Origin of the sequence: Sediminibacterium sp. KACHI17 (assembly GCF_040362915.1) — a bacterium.
In the GTDB taxonomy this organism is placed as follows: Bacteria; Bacteroidota; Bacteroidia; order Chitinophagales; family Chitinophagaceae; genus Sediminibacterium.
Window position 1 is genome coordinate 3020424 of sequence record NZ_AP029612.1, and the last position, 16662, is coordinate 3037085.

At 39.3% G+C, this 16662-nt stretch carries 15 protein-coding genes; 7 read left to right on the top strand and 8 right to left on the bottom strand.

The window, feature by feature from the left end; translation table 11 throughout:
* Positions 1-11: 11 nt before the first annotated feature.
* Positions 12-1301 (bottom strand): DUF1343 domain-containing protein, encoded by a 1290-nt coding sequence (locus tag ABXG83_RS13400; protein ID WP_353549370.1) that lies wholly within the window; start codon positions 1299-1301, stop codon positions 12-14.
* 171 nt (positions 1302-1472) lie between these two features.
* Here ABXG83_RS13400 and ABXG83_RS13405 point away from each other — a divergent pair, with 171 nt between their 5' ends.
* The gene (locus ABXG83_RS13405; protein ID WP_353549371.1) at positions 1473-1928 is read left to right on the top strand and encodes a peptidylprolyl isomerase; all 456 of its coding nucleotides are present in this window, start codon (positions 1473-1475) and stop codon (positions 1926-1928) included.
* A gap of 69 nt (positions 1929-1997) precedes the next feature.
* On the opposite strand, the gene ABXG83_RS13410 is transcribed toward ABXG83_RS13405, so the two are convergent.
* Positions 1998-2543 carry a hypothetical protein gene (locus ABXG83_RS13410; protein ID WP_353549372.1) on the bottom strand — a complete coding sequence of 182 codons (546 nt, stop codon included), beginning with the start codon at positions 2541-2543 and terminating at the stop codon, positions 1998-2000.
* 109 nt (positions 2544-2652) lie between these two features.
* Between ABXG83_RS13410 and pepT the strand changes: the two genes are divergently transcribed.
* The gene (gene pepT, locus ABXG83_RS13415; RefSeq protein WP_353549373.1) at positions 2653-3891 is read left to right on the top strand and encodes a peptidase T; all 1239 of its coding nucleotides are present in this window, start codon (positions 2653-2655) and stop codon (positions 3889-3891) included.
* 62 nt (positions 3892-3953) lie between these two features.
* On the opposite strand, the gene ABXG83_RS13420 is transcribed toward pepT, so the two are convergent.
* The 4 genes from ABXG83_RS13420 to ABXG83_RS13435 all read right to left on the bottom strand — a co-directional run bounded on the left by ABXG83_RS13420 (position 3954) and on the right by ABXG83_RS13435 (position 8604).
* Positions 3954-5144, bottom strand: a complete 1191-nt coding sequence (locus tag ABXG83_RS13420) for a Gfo/Idh/MocA family oxidoreductase (RefSeq protein ID WP_353549374.1) — start codon at positions 5142-5144, stop codon at positions 3954-3956.
* Positions 5145-5269: 125 nt separating this feature from the next.
* Complete coding sequence (locus ABXG83_RS13425) at positions 5270-6451, bottom strand: nucleoside permease (protein WP_353549375.1); 1182 nt, start codon at positions 6449-6451, stop codon at positions 5270-5272.
* Positions 6452-6708: 257 nt separating this feature from the next.
* Positions 6709-7365, bottom strand: a complete 657-nt coding sequence (locus tag ABXG83_RS13430) for a hypothetical protein (RefSeq protein ID WP_353549376.1) — start codon at positions 7363-7365, stop codon at positions 6709-6711.
* 75 nt (positions 7366-7440) lie between these two features.
* Positions 7441-8604 (bottom strand): aminotransferase class I/II-fold pyridoxal phosphate-dependent enzyme, encoded by a 1164-nt coding sequence (locus tag ABXG83_RS13435; RefSeq protein ID WP_353549377.1) that lies wholly within the window; start codon positions 8602-8604, stop codon positions 7441-7443.
* 94 nt (positions 8605-8698) lie between these two features.
* On the opposite strand from ABXG83_RS13435, the gene metX reads away from it, so the two are divergent.
* Positions 8699-9736, top strand: a complete 1038-nt coding sequence (metX, locus tag ABXG83_RS13440; RefSeq protein ID WP_353549378.1) for a homoserine O-acetyltransferase — start codon at positions 8699-8701, stop codon at positions 9734-9736.
* Positions 9737-9743: 7 nt separating this feature from the next.
* Here metX and ABXG83_RS13445 read toward each other — a convergent pair whose 3' ends face one another.
* Positions 9744-11792, bottom strand: a complete 2049-nt coding sequence (locus ABXG83_RS13445) for a penicillin acylase family protein (protein WP_353549379.1) — start codon at positions 11790-11792, stop codon at positions 9744-9746.
* Between the two features lie 92 nt (positions 11793-11884).
* On the opposite strand from ABXG83_RS13445, the gene ABXG83_RS13450 reads away from it, so the two are divergent.
* On the top strand, positions 11885-12064 hold the full coding sequence (locus ABXG83_RS13450) for a DUF6728 family protein (RefSeq protein ID WP_353549380.1): 180 nt from the start codon (positions 11885-11887) through the stop codon (positions 12062-12064).
* Positions 12065-12087: 23 nt separating this feature from the next.
* On the top strand, positions 12088-12642 hold the full coding sequence (locus tag ABXG83_RS13455) for a hypothetical protein (protein WP_353549382.1): 555 nt from the start codon (positions 12088-12090) through the stop codon (positions 12640-12642).
* On the opposite strand, the gene lpxB is transcribed toward ABXG83_RS13455, so the two are convergent.
* A complete protein-coding gene (gene lpxB, locus ABXG83_RS13460) occupies positions 12635-13768 on the bottom strand; it encodes a lipid-A-disaccharide synthase (RefSeq protein WP_353549383.1) in 1134 nt (377 codons plus the stop codon). The two genes, ABXG83_RS13455 and lpxB, sit on opposite strands and share 8 nt — an antisense overlap.
* Positions 13769-13970: 202 nt before the next feature.
* On the opposite strand from lpxB, the gene ABXG83_RS13465 reads away from it, so the two are divergent.
* Both ABXG83_RS13465 and ABXG83_RS13470 read left to right on the top strand, forming a co-directional pair.
* Entirely contained in the window at positions 13971-14333 is a 363-nt protein-coding gene (locus ABXG83_RS13465) for a BlaI/MecI/CopY family transcriptional regulator (protein ID WP_353549384.1), read from the top strand.
* 3 nt (positions 14334-14336) lie between these two features.
* Positions 14337-16604: a M56/M15 family metallopeptidase gene (locus tag ABXG83_RS13470; RefSeq protein ID WP_353549385.1), complete on the top strand. Its 2268-nt coding sequence runs from the start codon at positions 14337-14339 to the stop codon at positions 16602-16604.
* The last annotated feature ends 58 nt before the right edge of the window (positions 16605-16662 follow it).

Sequence of the window (16662 nt, forward strand, 5' to 3'; positions counted from 1 at the left end):
TCTTTAAATTTTTATTCAAAATCTGTGTACAATAGATATTTCTTTCTGATCTTCTTAAAAGCTTCTAGTCCGGGTGCCCAACTGTCTCGAATCTCTTTTTCTGTTTTGCCTGCTTTGATTTGATTCATCAATGCATCTGATCCAGCGAGTTTATTGAAAAAAAAATCAGTCGGACGATCACTTTTGGGTTTAATGAAGAAGTTCTCTTTATCAGGGAAGAGCTTGTAAGCTTCTAGTATATATTTCAACTGAATTTTATTATCTACACTTTTCAATACCTGTTCATTGCTGCCAAAGAGATTCCAGCCATAACATTGTTTGTCTTTAAGTTTTGGCTCTTTTGCTCCATCACGGCTGATCGGAGTAAAAGCGTACATATTTTTTGGTAAATAAGGATGACCAAAAATAACAAAGGGGTGTTCTGTTCCTCTCCCTTCACTCAATACGGTTCCTTCAAAAAAACAAGTGCTGGCATACCAATAGATAGAAGCCATATCTGGTAAGTTCGGTGAAGGCTTTACCGGCAATGTGTATTTGCTTTTATGATCATAGGCTTCATTCTTAATGACCATAAAATGAAAAAGGGTATCACGTGAGGTGTTAGCTCTACGGTAATAATCGTTTCGTTCATTGGCTTTAGGGGATAGCCATTTTTCTCCCGCCAACATCATCGCGTATTCACCCATGGTCATGCCATATACAATCGGAATGGGTTGCATGCCTACAAAACTCTTGTAAGCAGTATCCAATATAGGGCCATCAACATAAAATCCATTGGGGTTAGGGCGGTCTAGTATCAGCAATGGTTTTCCATGTTCAAATGCTGCATCCATGAACTCTTGTAATGAAGAGATGTAGGTATAAAATCGTGTTCCTACATCTTGAATATCAAATAGTAATACGTCTACATCAGCAAGATCTTCTGCACTTGGTTTTCTTTTTTTACCATACAGGGAAATAACAGGGATACCCAATTGCGGATCTATATAAGTATCAACTTTTTCACCTGCATCTGCATCACCTCTGAATCCATGTTCAGGACCAAATACCTTGCTTATTTTAACACCCAATGTAAATAAGCTGTCTACAAGGTGTTTCTTCCCAATGGTAGCGGTGTGATTGGCAAAAATGCCTACTCTTTTTCCCTCGAGAAGCGGTAAATAAACTTCAGTACGATACGCTGCTGGTTTAACAGGTGCTACCTCAGGTTTATCTTGTTTTTTCCCAACACCAGACTTGGGCTGAGCGATTATTGTTGAGGAAAAAGCAATAAGGAATAAAACATATAAAAGATGCTTCATATAGCCATTTTTGAGCCCCGAAAGTTAACGAAAAATACTTGGCGATTCTTGATTCATAGATTGTACTTTTGTATTTCGATATGATTTAATCTGAACTTAACTTTTTATTCTGGTCTCTCTGATTCAGATGTCTTTGATAAGTTCCTTCAACTTTCAACACAACAAAAGAATATGCAACAAGTAAAAAAAGGTGATACTGTAAAAGTGCATTATCACGGTAAACTTACCAACGGAACAACTTTCGATTCATCTGCAGGCAGAGAACCTTTGGAGTTTGAAGTAGGTAGTGGCATGGTGATTCCCGGATTTGATGAGGGTGTTACCGGTATGACCATCGGAGATAAAAAAACAATTCATATTCCTGCTGATCAGGCATATGGACAAAAAGAAGAGCACATGATCATGGAGTTCCCTCGTGATCGTTTTCCTGCTGATATGGTTCCTGAAGTAGGTATGCAATTGAATATGAGCAACGGATCAGGACAAAACTTTCCTGTAGTGATCACAGAAGTTCGTGAAGCAGTTGTAGTATTGGATGCGAATCATCCTCTGGCTGGAGAAGATCTGATCTTTGATCTGGAACTGGTTTCGATCAATGGTGGTAGTTCTTTGATCATTACTCCGTAATCAACTAATCAACCTTTCAATAAAAAACTCCGGATACAATCCGGAGTTTTTTTATGCGTATGCTTTTATTTATTTTCTTCGTAACCACCAGCCCAGCCATAAACCTGTAAGTCCCCAGCCTACAACAGCATCTATCAGATTTGCCATCAGGTCGCGAGACTGAAACCAAATATGATTGGTATATGATAAATTAAAGAAGCCTATCAATCCAATACAAAGAGTTGCAGTGAGTATGGTTGAGAATGACGGATTGCCCATTTGTTTGAATATCCAACATACGAGTAACAGAATCACAATATTGATCGCCAGACCTCTTCCCATATTCACCCCCATATTCATATCCATAGACTTATGATAGGCTATTTGTGCCCAGGGTTTTCCAACGGCGGTTTCTGCTAATTTCTCTTGTTCTTCCATACTTGCACCATCCGGATAAGTTGGCAGGAAATAAGTGCCATCTTCCGTGAACTGACTACTCAGATACTGTAAGATACTATCCTGCTTTGGTGTGTAAGCTTGTGCAGGCCTATGTAATTCTGCTGCGGTCCAAGAAACGAATTGCCAGAGAAACAAAATAACGGCTCCAACAACTGAGCCAATTAGTGTTTTTTTCATGTGATTGTTTTTGGTTAAACACAAAATAGACAAGAGGTTTGGAATTTGCAAGTATGGGCAATCGCCTTATTCTTACATGTGTTCAAGAGAAATTCAATTATTTTGTGGCATGACGTCGAACGCATTTACTGTTACCGAAAGATTTTTAAGATATGTACAGATCGATACTCAAAGTGATCCACATAGTACCTTGAGTCCCAGTACTGAGAAACAAAAACATCTTTCGCGTTTGTTATTTGATGAGTTAAAACAAATAGGGCTCACTGATGTGTATACAGATGAGTATGGTTATGTATACGCTACCATACCTGCAAATATTGACCGATCTGTTCCTGTAATTTGTTTTTGTAGTCATGTTGATACTGCTTCGGATTGTAGTGGCACCAATGTTAAACCCATACTGCATAAAAATTATCAAGGTCAGGAGATCGTATTACCTGATGATACTACGCAGATCATTCACATGGAAAATCATCCGTATCTCAAACAGCAGATCGGAAAAGATATCATTACTGCAAGTGGACTTACATTATTAGGTGCGGATGATAAGAGCGGAGTAGCGATAATCATGGATATGGCTCACTATTTAATGCAACATCCGGAAATACCTCATGGTACAATTAAAATACTTTTTACTCCTGATGAAGAAGTGGGAAGGGGAACCGATCATGTTGATTTGAATCATTTGGGTGCTGATTTCGCATATACATTAGATGGGGGTGAGTTGGGTACTTATGAAGACGAAACCTTTAGCGCTGATGGATATACGCTTCACTTTTATGGTGTAAGCGCTCATCCGGGATATGCGAAAGGTAAAATGGTGAATGCACTGAAACTTGCCGGCATTCTTTTGCAACAGTTACCTGCAACAGAATGGTGTCCGGAAGCAACGCAGGGAAAGGAAGGTTTTGTGCATCCGGTTCATATGGAAGGAACCGCCGAAAAAGCCAGTATTGAATTTATCATCCGGGATTTTGATACCAGTCAGTTAGCTATATATGAAAATAGATTGCTTCAAATGGCAGAAGCAATTGTTACGCAATATCCAGGAGCAAAAGTGGAAGCTGTAGTACGCGAACAATACCGTAATATGAAGGAAATCATTGATCAGCATCCTGAAATGGAGATCAATGCAAGAGAAGCATATGCAATGGCGGGTATCCCTTTTATAAAAGAACCTATACGTGGTGGAACTGATGGGAGTAGACTTAGTTTTATGGGATTACCATGTGCAAATATTTTTACAGGTATGCAGGGTATTCATAGCAGACAAGAATGGGTGAGTGTCTATGATATGGAGAAGAGTGTTGAAGTATTGGTGAACCTGGTTCAGGCTTGGGCAAAATAAGTCTTACTAAATAAAAAAGGGATCACAATCATGGTGATCCCTTTTTGTATAGGTGAGTAGCATTAAATGATTTGCTCTGTGATCTTTCCTGTCTTTTTATTTTTTAAGATCAGTTTTTTCGTACCAAAGTGAGTCATTTCTTCCTTGATAAGATAATGGTCATTATCATAAGAGATGAGATGACTTTCTTTGGTCAGACCTGTTTGTCCTCGCCAGATATCGAGTTTTACAGGCTCCCATTGTTTGCTTTTTGCTGATTTATACGCTGCGTCCAGGATCGAGTTCACAACATATCCATCATAAAATGTTTCTTTGGGAGGAACTCCTTTTTCCATGGCATTGAACATATCCATGAACATATGGTTGTAGCCAAGTTCATTCAGCTCATCGCCAACAGGGAAAAGCCAACCTGTATTGCTCTCCGCTTTTTCTGCAACATAATCTGCCCCCTTTCCGGTAGTGAACATGTCAAAACCTGTTCTTAAAAAACTATTGATCCAAATAGTTCCTTCACTACCCATCACTTCATCACGAAGATCCAGTCCTCCTCGAAAGGTCCAGCTTACTTCAAATTGTCCGATGGCTCCGTTTTCATACTTCACTAAACCAATGGCATGATCTTCGGCATCAATGGGTTTTACTTGAGTATCTGCCCAGCACATCACTTCTACAGGCTTGATGTCTTTTCCGATATAACTTCTGGTGATCTCAACGCAATGACAACCAAGATCCAGAATACATCCTCCGCCTGCTTGTTCAATATCCCAAAACCATTCGCTGTGTGGGCCAGGATGTGTTTCTCTTGACTTCGCCCAGAGAATTCTTCCCAAAGCACCATTCTTCACACTTTCCATGGCTTTGATGAACTTGGGTGTATAAACAAGATCTTCCAGATAACCATTGAAGATGCCGGCTTCTTCTACTGCCAATAGCATTCTTTTGGCTTCTTCTGCATTTCTTCCCAAAGGCTTTGTAGTCATTACAGCTTTCTTATGTTTACAACATAACAAAACTGCAGCCTCATGTAAATTATTGGGAAGTGAGATGCAAACAACATCAACATCAGGATGTGCAATGGCTTCTTCCATATTTGTGGTCCAATGGTCGCACTGATAATCAACGGCGAACTTTTTGGCACTTTCTTCTCTGCGTGAATAGATGCTTACAATTCTATCACGACTTCTATAACCTTGTAATGAATCGGCATAAAATCGGCCAATAAAACCGGAGCCAAGCATGGCAATTTTTTTCATAATGAGCTGTTATGAGATATGAATGAGTGATAGCTTATGGTTCATGGCTTATAGTCCATAGTCCATGGACTATGGTGAGTAGTGAGTAATTAGTGATTTTTTTACTCACTACTCGCCATTCACGGCTAAGCTGTTTTCTTTTCTTTAAAGAACAAAATAAAATAAACCAGTACACCCATGGCAATGTAAGCAGGTACGTACCAGATATTTAGCCAGTTGTGGGTTTCACCTGTTTTATAAGTGTCAACGATATAACCACTGAACCAGGTTCCTATGAACATACCTACACCATAGGTAGCGAATGTGAACAGACCCTGTGCGGCATTTTTGATCTTTGCTCCTGCTTTTTTCTCAGTATACATGTATCCGGTTACGAAGAAGAAATCATAACAGATACCATGCAAAATAATACCCGCATATAACATCCATGTATTATTTCCGGTATCACCATACGCAAAGAAAACATATCGCAGGATCCATGCTGCCATACCCAATAAGATCATATTCTTCACACCAATTCTGTTGAAAAGGAATGGAATGGCAAGAATAAATACTGCTTCAGATACCTGTCCTAAGGTCATCTTACTCGCAGCATTTTCAAAATTCAGTTCATTCAGGAATGGATTGGCAAACCCATAGTAAAATGAAAGAGGAATACAAACAAGGATAGCGGCAATAAAGAAAATCAAATAAGGTCTTTCTTTAAATAATACAAATGCCTCGGTTCCCAATGCTTTTGAAGCTGAACCATCTGCACCGTTCGGAGGTGTATTGGGTAATACAAAGCTCAATAATCCTAGTCCAACAGATACAGCGGCAGCCATATGGAAAGTTGAAGCAGTTTTTTCGATTCCTAATTGTCCGATCAATACTCCCGCAACGATCCATCCGAGTGTACCGAAAACGCGAATCCATGGAAACTGTTTTCCGGGATCCGTCATTTGTGAGAAGGCAACACTATTACTTAATGCAATGGTTGGCATATATAAAAGGGAGTAACCCAGGATCACCCAGTAAAAAGTACTACTATCAGTTATTTGAGTGGCCAGAAAAAGAAGTGCGCCACCGATCAGGTGTAGTACACCCATGATTTTTTGTGCAGCAAAAAAACGATCAGCGATCATTCCGACAAAAAAGGGAGAGATCATGGTTGCAATGGCAAGAGCACTGTAAGCAGCACCAATTTCAACTCCTGTTGCCTGTAAATGTTCACCCATATACGTTCCCATGGTAACATACCAGGCACCCCAAATGAAGTATTCAAAGAACATCATGGAGGCAAGCAGCGATCCGGTTTTGGTATTCATATTGCTTTGGTTTTGGTTAGTTTCGTTAGATTAAAGCTTGAATAGGAAGTGATGAATTTACTGATTATTCAGTTTCCATTGTCCAATCAATAAAATTTTTAAATCTCTTCGCGTTCCATTGAGCCTCGAAGAACAGTTATAGGGGCAATGATGATCATTTTATCAGATAGATTGACGTAAATACGGATACCTGAATTGCGCAGTTAGGAATTTTGAAGCCATCGAAAAAGGTGGTATCATGATAGTATAAAAAAGGCTTATGGGAGATTGAAAAACTCTATTTCTTTTTCGTATTTCCCTTTGTTAGCAACCGCCCACTCGTAGATACTGGCTAGTCTTTTCCATTCGCCATCAATTTTTTCATAGATCCAGAAAGCGCCTTCTTTTGAGAAGATATTACTCTTGCCGAGGTAGAAAAAGCAAAGTGTATTGTTTCGTAAAAAGATCGGAGTTGAAAAATGATGAACTTCCATGCAGATCTTTTGCTGTGGCTTTAGTTTACTTTGATCTGTTTTGATCAGAAGTGGGTCTACCTTTTCTAAGGGGATCATAAATGCAAACGGAAACATTTTTGCCGGCCATTTCATACCCTTGATCAGATCCAATTGCGCAACGATATATTTTCGTTCTTCCAATGTGAATCTTGTTTTGCGTTTTACATATGCCGCCTGATCAGGATCCCATTCCTTAAATTCTTTATCAGCTAAAAAATTAGCTTTCACTTTATTGATGATAGCAGTATCTACCTTATCTGAATAGAAAAAAGTATCACATTCCTGATAGGTAAATGGGCGGTCATTGAACCAGTTACTATAAATATCTCTGATGAGTGTAGCCGCCGAAGAGTTTTCCTGAGCATGAACATGCAGAGAAAAAAAGAAACAAAAAAGAAAGAGGGGCGTATACAAACGCATACTATCCAACAAAATTGATGCCTTTAAAGATATTTAGATTTTTGGGATCCGCCCTTTAAAGATATTAGAATCGTATTAAGATAGTGCCTGAAGAATATCTGCCAATATATCTTCCCGATGCTCAAGCCCCACCGAGATACGGATCAATCCGGGTGTTATATTCACTGCTAGTCTTTCTTCTTCCGTGAGTTTAGCATGCGTGGTACTGGCAGGATGTGAAGCAATACTTCGCGTATCTCCCAGATTTGCAGTCAACGAGAGCATCTTTAAACGATTCAAAAAATGACGCCCTGCTTCCAGTCCACCTTTTAGTTCAAAACAAACAATTCCGCCTCCATTTTGCATTTGCTTGGTGGCAATGGCATATTGTGGATGACTCTTTAAAAATGGATATTTCAACCAGCTGAGTTTCGGATGATTTTCTAACGCAGTGGCGATGTGCAAAGCATTGGCAGCATGTCTTTCCATTCTTACATCCAATGTTTCCAGGCTCTTACTCAATATCCATGCATTGAATGGAGATAAGGCTGGACCTGTGCTTCTGCAAAACAGATAAATATCATGGATCAATTCTTTTTTTCCTACAATAACACCTCCCAATACGCGCCCTTGTCCATCCAGCCATTTTGTTGCAGAATGAACAACAAGATCAGCCCCATATTCTATTGGACGTTGGTTGACGGGTGTGGCGAAGCAATTATCTACATTTAAAATGATCTGATGTTTACGAGCCACCTTACCGATCATGTCCAGATCCAGTATATCCAATCCGGGATTGGTAGGTGTTTCGAGATAGATCATTTTTGTATTGGGCTGTATCGCTGCTTCCCATTCTTCTTCTGTAGCATTGGCGGCTATATATGAGTGATCGATTCCGTATTTCGGGAGGTATTTAGAAATGACGGTATGCGTACTTCCAAAAATGGAATTACAGGATAATAAATGATCCCCCTTTTTCATTAATGCCATAAAAGATCCAAAAACAGCGCTCATACCTGAAGCAGTTGCATAACCTACTTCAGCACCTTCCAGCGCACAGATCTTATCCGTGAACTCCTGCACATTCGGATTACTGAACCGACTATAAATATTATCATCCGTTTCATCTGCAAATGCTGCGCGCATGGATTCTGCATCATCAAAACAAAAACTACTCGTCAGGAACAGGGGTGTAGAATGTTCCATTTCATTCGTTTTATTCGTTTGTATGCGGATAGCATCTGTGATTTTATGGCGCATGAGAACTGTATTTAAGAAATTGTATCGAATAAGAGCCCGATGTCTAAAGATTTTTACAAATGTAATTCACGCATGCCCTTATTTTGCTGTTGAAATGCGGAATAATCAACTAAAGTATTTTGAAAGCAAACAGCCGTTTGTTTTAGAAAATGGGGCGGTATTACCTGAAATAACCATTGCGTATCGCACATATGGTGTTTGGAAAGGTGCCGATACCAAAGTGGTATGGGTTTGTCACGCGTTAACGGCGAATGCAGATTGTGCAGATTGGTGGAAAGGATTGGTGGGGGAAGGTTATTTGATCGATCCTGAAAAATACTTTATCGTTTGTGCCAATATTCTTGGTTCTTGTTATGGTACCACCGGACCCACCAGTATGAATCCGGAAAATCAACAGACCTATTTCAGTGATTTTCCATCGGTAACCATTCGTGATATGGTGAATGCACATATCCTCTTGCGTAAACATTTAGGTATTGAGCAAATATTTTTACTGATGGGGGGAAGTATGGGTGGTTATCAGGTGTTGGAATGGGCAGTTATGGAGCGATCATGCATTCAGAAAATATTTCTGATTGCTACCTCACCTTCAGAGAGTGCATGGGGAGTGGCTGTTCATACTGCACAAAGACTTGCCATAGAAGCAGATCATACCTGGAAAAATAAAGAAATGAATGCAGGTACTGCCGGATTGAAAGCCGCTCGTGCCATTGGAATGCTTACTTATCGTAACTATGGTATTTTTCAGCAAGCGCAAACAGATCCGGATCCTGAGAAGATCGATGATTTCAAAGCTTCATCTTATATCCATTATCAAGGAGAAAAATTGGTGAAGCGCTTCAATGCTTATTCTTATTGGTTACTTACCAAGTCAATGGATAGTCATCATCTGGCGCGGGGAAGAGGCGGAGACCTGATCCTTACATTGAAAAGTATACCTCAGCCTGTATTGATTATGGGAATCAAGAGTGATATCCTTTGTCCGGTTGATGAGCAGCGATTCATGAAAGAACATATGCCCAATGCTTCTTTAGTGGAAATTGATTCCACATATGGACATGATGGTTTTATTATTGAAACCGCTCAGATCAGCCATCACTTGAATGAATGGTTGATTGCAAATAGAAAATAGCAAACAGTTATTTACTAGGATGATAAACTCGGATCGCGTTTTTATATGCATCCTCTTTTTTTAAACTCATCTTTTTTGTTTTCTGCGCTGCAAACATTTCCATTTGATCGGTATAATGCGGACTTCCTTTTTTGGCGGATGCTCCATACGTATTGATACTTTCGATGATCGGTCCGTCTTTTGTAAAACGTACCAATTCAATGTAACTCTCGCCCTGATTGCCTTTCACCATACCATTCTTCCATGTTACAGAATACATGGCTGTTAATACATCGGGTAATCCGGGTAAGGGGATGGATTTATCACCTCGAACATGCTTCTGATAGTCGCCCAGCGGTACATTGGTTTTACCAAAATACTGCATAAGATCTTTTCTGGTATTTTCTAGTAAACTGATACAAATAGGGGTGGTGAGTATCGCGGGTCGCTTGCCTTGTCGGGCTAATGCATAGATCTGATAATTGATATGCGCAAAAATCGTAGCACCTGTATTTTGAATATCACTGTTGCGATCCCATTGTTTTAATTGATGGATCAAATCAGCAAGTGCAGGATATTGGGAAGCATTCAGCATAAAAAGACTATCGATATCAATCGCAAAGGAGAATTTTTCAGGATATCTTCCATCATATTTTATTCGTTTGAAATCTTCATACGAGACTTTATCATATTGTTTGATCAATTCAGCAAAACGCATGCTTCTGTTATTCTCTAATGTCTCGTATCCCATGGTAAGATCTGAGAGCTTGAAATTGTCTGGTCCTTCAGTAGCATGAAATGGAGAGTGGTTGGTATTGTATACAAATCCGGATGAAGGTTGTAAAACCTGTGGTAAATTTTCCAGCGGATGAATCTCTGTCCATAAAGTCTTGGAAGTATTGCCGGGTAAGGTTCCGCGCCAGTTGTACATTTTGTCACGAACCGGAATACGGCCATTGCTCAAATAATAAATGGTGTCATATCGGTCTGCGTAAACAATGTTGTATCCCGGAATGGCCATCATGTTCAAGGCTTTTTTAAATTCTGTGAAGTTCTTTGCCTTATTCAACCAATACCATTCCTCTAATCCGCGAATATCCATTTGAGCCGGCATGCGAATAGAAAAAGTACCCCGTTCTGTGATTACGGTTGGACCATATTTACTCCAATAAACTTTTCTTTTAACACCGATTCGGATGGCGGATACTTTTACTTTAAGATTTGCTGTTTTTTCTTCCAGCGTTTCCCATTGCCCATCAAATAAGTATTGTAGCTTATTATTGGGATTGATGGATAACTGATAGACATCTAATTTGTCAGGCTCATTCACGGTATGTGCCCAACCCAAATATTCATTCACGCCACTTAAGATCGTAGGTGCTCCGGGAAAATTGGCACCTATGATATTCCATCCTTCTTCGCTTTGCAAATGTGCTTCATACCAGCTTACCGGTCCTTCCAAAGGTTGATGAGAATTGATCGCCAGATAGGTTTGTCCATCAGTGGTCTTCCTGGAATTAAAAGCAAATGCATTACTGCCGCCCGGTTTCATGTCATCCAGAACGGGAACAGTATTTCCGAATATTGATTTTAATGCGCCATCAGCACCTGATAATACACATAATTGTAACACTGAATACTGCAACATATCTTTTGGCGTGATCGGGAAAAGTTTCTTCAGTAGAACTTCTTTGGGGTGAGCTTTAGCATATGCATTGAACCCTGCTGCATAGCCTTCTAATAATCGCTTATATGCCGGTGAAATATCTGACTCATATTTCGCTGCGACCAGTTCCTTAATGCGCATGAGATGTACAATATAATCTATGGTTGCACCCTCTTTTCCTTTATAGGCACCTAATAATGCTTTTCCGGCCATATAAGATTGTTGAATGGTGTAGAAGTCATCTTCCGCATGCGCCCATGCCAATCCATAAGCCACTTCGGCATCGGTAGGCGCAAAAATGTGTGGAACACCGAAGCTGTCTCTAACGATCTCAATTTTGTTGATGTTGAACTGTGCAGAAAGAGAGAGCACCAAAAGGGAGAAGCTGAGAAGAAGAATTGATTTTTTCATGGCAGTAGTATCTGACTGATTACAAATCTACCTGAATAAGGTTTGCAGAACCAAATCCATTCAGACTTGTTATTTTTGTTTAAATTAGTCATATGGGGATTTTAAAACAACTTGCAGAATACCTTTATCTGAGAAAAAAAGATCCGGATCAACCACGAACTCAATGGATGAAGTATATGCATGGTATGAACCGGATATCGTTGATCATGTTCATAATGGCTGTTTTGATCATCATTTTCAAGTTGGTGATCTTGCCTATGTTCCGCGGGTAAATCTTAGTTTTAGTAAAAATGCAATGCGTATACTGTTACTATTACAGCTGTTTCTGCTCATGAAAACTGTTTCAGTTGCGCAACAGGATACTTTGTTATGGGATCCGAGATCTGAATTGAAATGGTCCGACTTCAAAGGTATTCCGGATAAACAATCTCACTATGCTGCACTTACACATGCGGAAATCAGATATCAGGTAACGATGATTAAAGGGTTGGCTCGATTTGACTTTGCAAATCTTTTTCTCAAAAAAGCTTCCTGGACAAAAAATAATACCAATCTGATCTTATTGAAACATGAGCAGATCCATTTCGACATTGCTGAGTTGCATAAACGATTACTGATCAATCTCCTGTATACACGCGAGTTTCGCGCTGCTACTTTTGAAAAGGAAGTTAAATTGTTGGGTGACTCGATCAATAAAGCAAGAAGTATAATGGATGATAGTTTTGATCAGGATGTTTTACATTTTACTGATCGTAATCGATTGGACAAATGGGGAACAAAGATCAACCGTGAATTAGATCGATTGAAAGCATATGATCGAAACAGTATTTTGATCAAATTGATCAATTGATCTGTGAAGCGACTTTGATGATATGTCTGGCACTTTGTACAGAAGCATTGCCTCCTTCGGATAAAATATTTTTCAAAGAGCGATAATCATCGATTATTTTTTTACGGTGATCATCGTTATCTAAGATCAATCTAAGTTCTTTTACCAGGTTGTCTTTTGTTAGTTCATCCTGAATCAATTCTTTCACCACCTCTTTATCCATGATCAGGTTAACGAGTGAAATGTATTTGATGTTGATCAATCGTTTGGCTATTTGATAGCTGAGATTATTTCCTTTATAACAAACCACTTCGGGTACACCAAATAAGGCCGTTTCAAGTGTAGCAGTACCACTGGTTACCAGTGCAGCTGTGGATTTCAGTAGCAGATCATAAGTCTGATTACGAACACTCGTGATATTATTGCTGGTGTTTAAAAACGGAGTATAAAAATCGTCTTCTAATCCCGGAGCTTTTGCCACCACAAATGTATACGCAGGAAAATGAGCAGCAACACTCAACATGATCGGGAGTTTTTTGGCAATTTCTTGTTTTCGACTACCAGGGAGGAGAGCGATGATTTTACTTGTCTGAGAAGCAGTTTTATCTTCTGTTAACTGTTTACTGCCATCTGTCAACTTCTTGCCCACAACTTCCACTAAAGGATGGCCAACATACTCAACGTCCCAATTCCATTTATTTTTATAATAATCTTTCTCAAAGGGAAGAATACAAAGCATTTTGTCGATGCATTGTTTCATTTTTTTTACTCGATTCTCTTTCCATGCCCATACTTGCGGTGAGATATAATACACCACTTTGAATCTTTTTGCGTGTGCCCATTCCGCAATTCTTAAGTTAAATCCCGGGTAATCGATCAAAACCAATACATCAGGTTGCCATGCTTCAATATCTTGTTTACAGAAACGAATATTGCGAAGAATGGTAGGAAGATTTTTGATCACTTCAACAAAACCCATGAAAGCAAGGTCTCTATAATGCTTTACAAGTGTTGCGCCGGCTTCAGACATCAGATCACCACCCCAGCAACGGATGTCTGCGTCCGGGTCCTCTTTTTTTATTTCCTTGATAAGGTTACTGCCATGTAGATCACCACTGGCTTCACCGGCTATGAGGTAGTATTTCATGTGATTTGTCAATTGTCAATTGTGAATGGTGAATCGGATAATCATATAAAATATTATTGACCATTGACCATTCACTAGTCACTCATACCCGCAAAATACATTCACAAGAATGGATTCTGTTAATTTTTTTCATTCAACTAAAAAAATAGTTGTAAAACTAAAAAATTAGTTTTAGGTTTGTTTTGTCATTAAAATTTACCCCATGAAACCATTGACAAAAGCGGAAGAGCAGATCATGCATAGCATCTGGAAATTAGAAGAGGCATTTCTTAAAGATATATTGGAACTACAGCCTGAGCCCAAGCCACATTCTAATACAGTGGCTACGATATTGAAAATACTCGTAGAGAAGGGTTTTGTTGGCATTACCCCAGTTGGACGTATGCATCGTTATTATCCATTGGTATCTAAGGAAGAATATTCATCTAGTACCATTCGTACGCTGGTAGATGGATATTTCGAAGGTTCGTTTAGTGAAGCGGTATCATTTATGGTGAAGCAGAAAGATATCAGTATCCGTGAGTTGGAGATGTTGTTGCAAGAAATTAAAAATGCTAAAAAATAAAGTATGCTAAGTACTGCGTATTATTTTCTGCAAGTTTTATTGTGCAGTGGCATCATGCTGGGTTATTACTGGATGGTACTGCGGAATAAAAAATTTCATCAATACAATCGATTCTACTTATTGAGTGTAGCGATACTCTCATGGATCGTTCCTTTGATCAAGATCCAGTGGAGCAATAGTTTTGGTGACAATGAGCAAGTGATACGGTTTTTAACGGTAGTGGCAGATAATAATTCTGAATTGGAATCAGTCGTAAGGTCAAAGGGATTTCATTGGAGCACCGAAGGCTTGGTATCCTCATTTTATTTTACGATTGCCGGGTTGTTATTATTGACAATGGTGCATGCATTGTATCGGATCTATCTGTTATTAAAAAAGAATCCGTACAGACAAATTGAAAATGTATTCTTGATCATCACACAGGCAAAGGGGACGCCCTTTTCCTTCTTCCGATATATTTTCTGGAATGATCAGATCGATATCCGAAGCGCATCGGGTAAGCAGATCCTGCAGCATGAGCTAACACACGTTCAGCAACGTCACTCAGTTGATAAAATGCTGATTCAATTGGTGCTCATAGCGGGTTGGTTCAATCCATTTTTCTGGTTGTTGAAAAAAGAGATGGATATGATCCATGAATTCATTGCAGATAAGCAATCGGTAAGTGATGGTGACACAGCGGCGTTGGCTCAGATGCTCTTAACAGCGGTATATCCGCAACAGCATTTTAAGTTAACACATCCGTTCTTTTTTTCACCCATCAAAAGGAGGTTACAAATGTTGACGAATAATAAGAACCCAAGATTCAGTTACCTGCGCAGATTAGTTGCCTTGCCGCTACTCGCAGTACTTGTGATATTATTTGCTTTTAGAAGTAAGCAATCCAGGATCGATAGTCCCATTTCCGTTGCATCAGTTGTTGAAAATGTAGTAGGTGATTTTAGATCGCATGTTATTGGAAACCCCGATAAAACCTTTTCGGCAAAGCCTATAAGTAATGCAGCACTCAATAAAACATATACGATTGTCATCAACCCGGGTCATGGGGGAGAAGATGCTGGAGCAAGAGGATATGATGGAACAAAGGAATCTGATTTGAGTCTGGCATTTGCAAAAAAAATCAAGGAGCTGAATTCAAACCCCAACATTCGAGTGGTGCTTACGCGAGAAAGTGATGTATTTAACTCTGTTGTTGAAGTAGCAGCGATTGCTCAAAAATTATCACCCGATTTATTGATTTCTGTTCATGCAAATAATGCAATGCCTATAAAATTGGCAGGCAATAAGCAAAAAGAAAATCCTCAGAAAGGTGTTGAGTTATATATCGCTTCTAAAGCAAAGGCATTCGATTATGAAGGCAATTATCAGCTGGCGAATATGTTAGGTAATACTATTAGTGAGGTAGCTAATCCTTTTCTTGGAATTAAATCGCGTGAAAAAGGAATTTATGTCCTACAAACGCTCAAATGTCCATCAGTATTGATTGAAACAGGATTTGTCAGTAATAGAGAAGAGCTGAAATTATTAAAAGATGAGTCTTATCAAAGTAAAATGGCTGCTTCTATTCTTCAGGGTGTTGAATTGTATTTGAAGCAGCGAGAACAAAATGGTAAGGAACCGTATTTTGAAGCTGTGAATTCGGCTGCAACAGAAACCTTTGCAGCCCAAAAAAATGATCAGAATAATGATCCGTCAGGAATCAAGGATTTTCGAAAAAGAAACCCCGATGTAAAACAGGTGCACTGGCAGCGATCACCCTTTAGAATAATCATTGAGTTGAAAAATGGTACAGCTGAAGTGTATGATTTGGAGAAAGCGGAAAGTAAAAACCGAGCTATCAAAAAGTATGGAAAACTTCCTATTGCGCCGCCTCCACCTCCAATGATGCCGCCATCAAGCCCTGAAAAAAATCCAATTGTTCATTTCGAAGATGTTGTTCTAGAAAGTGTATATATCAACCCTGAAACACCTCCATCATTTCCCGGTGGTGATTCCGCATGGCGTAACTTTCTGATGCAACATTTGAATAGAGATGTGCCAATTAACAATGGTTGTCCTCCTGGAAAATATGTGGTAAAAGTTTCTTTCCTAGTTGATAAAATAGGTAAGCTTGGTGGGTTTGAATTAGAAACGGATCCGGGTTATGGTACAGGAGCTGAGGTACTTCGGATGTTTGCTAAAGCGCCTAACTGGAACCCAGCCAAAGTGAATGGAAAATCTGTTATCTCGAGAATTGAAAAGACGGTAACGTTTATGGTATCTGAAGAATGATAAAGTCTTTTATCAATATTTTTAGCCACAGATTCACCGATTGAACATTTGGGAATCT

Coding starts and splice junctions, on each gene's coding strand:
- ABXG83_RS13410 (WP_353549372.1), bottom strand. CDS start 2,543: ATGAAAAAAACACTAATTGGCTCAGTTGTTGGAGCCGTTATTTTGTTT.
- ABXG83_RS13470 (WP_353549385.1), top strand. CDS start 14,337: ATGCTAAGTACTGCGTATTATTTTCTGCAAGTTTTATTGTGCAGTGGC.
- ABXG83_RS13435 (WP_353549377.1), bottom strand. CDS start 8,604: ATGCGCCATAAAATCACAGATGCTATCCGCATACAAACGAATAAAACG.
- ABXG83_RS13450 (WP_353549380.1), top strand. CDS start 11,885: ATGGGGATTTTAAAACAACTTGCAGAATACCTTTATCTGAGAAAAAAA.
- pepT (WP_353549373.1), top strand. CDS start 2,653: ATGACGTCGAACGCATTTACTGTTACCGAAAGATTTTTAAGATATGTA.
- ABXG83_RS13420 (WP_353549374.1), bottom strand. CDS start 5,144: ATGAAAAAAATTGCCATGCTTGGCTCCGGTTTTATTGGCCGATTTTAT.
- ABXG83_RS13400 (WP_353549370.1), bottom strand. CDS start 1,301: ATGAAGCATCTTTTATATGTTTTATTCCTTATTGCTTTTTCCTCAACA.
- ABXG83_RS13445 (WP_353549379.1), bottom strand. CDS start 11,792: ATGAAAAAATCAATTCTTCTTCTCAGCTTCTCCCTTTTGGTGCTCTCT.
- ABXG83_RS13455 (WP_353549382.1), top strand. CDS start 12,088: ATGCGTATACTGTTACTATTACAGCTGTTTCTGCTCATGAAAACTGTT.
- lpxB (WP_353549383.1), bottom strand. CDS start 13,768: ATGAAATACTACCTCATAGCCGGTGAAGCCAGTGGTGATCTACATGGC.
- ABXG83_RS13430 (WP_353549376.1), bottom strand. CDS start 7,365: ATGCGTTTGTATACGCCCCTCTTTCTTTTTTGTTTCTTTTTTTCTCTG.
- ABXG83_RS13465 (WP_353549384.1), top strand. CDS start 13,971: ATGAAACCATTGACAAAAGCGGAAGAGCAGATCATGCATAGCATCTGG.
- ABXG83_RS13405 (WP_353549371.1), top strand. CDS start 1,473: ATGCAACAAGTAAAAAAAGGTGATACTGTAAAAGTGCATTATCACGGT.
- ABXG83_RS13425 (WP_353549375.1), bottom strand. CDS start 6,451: ATGAATACCAAAACCGGATCGCTGCTTGCCTCCATGATGTTCTTTGAA.
- metX (WP_353549378.1), top strand. CDS start 8,699: ATGCGGAATAATCAACTAAAGTATTTTGAAAGCAAACAGCCGTTTGTT.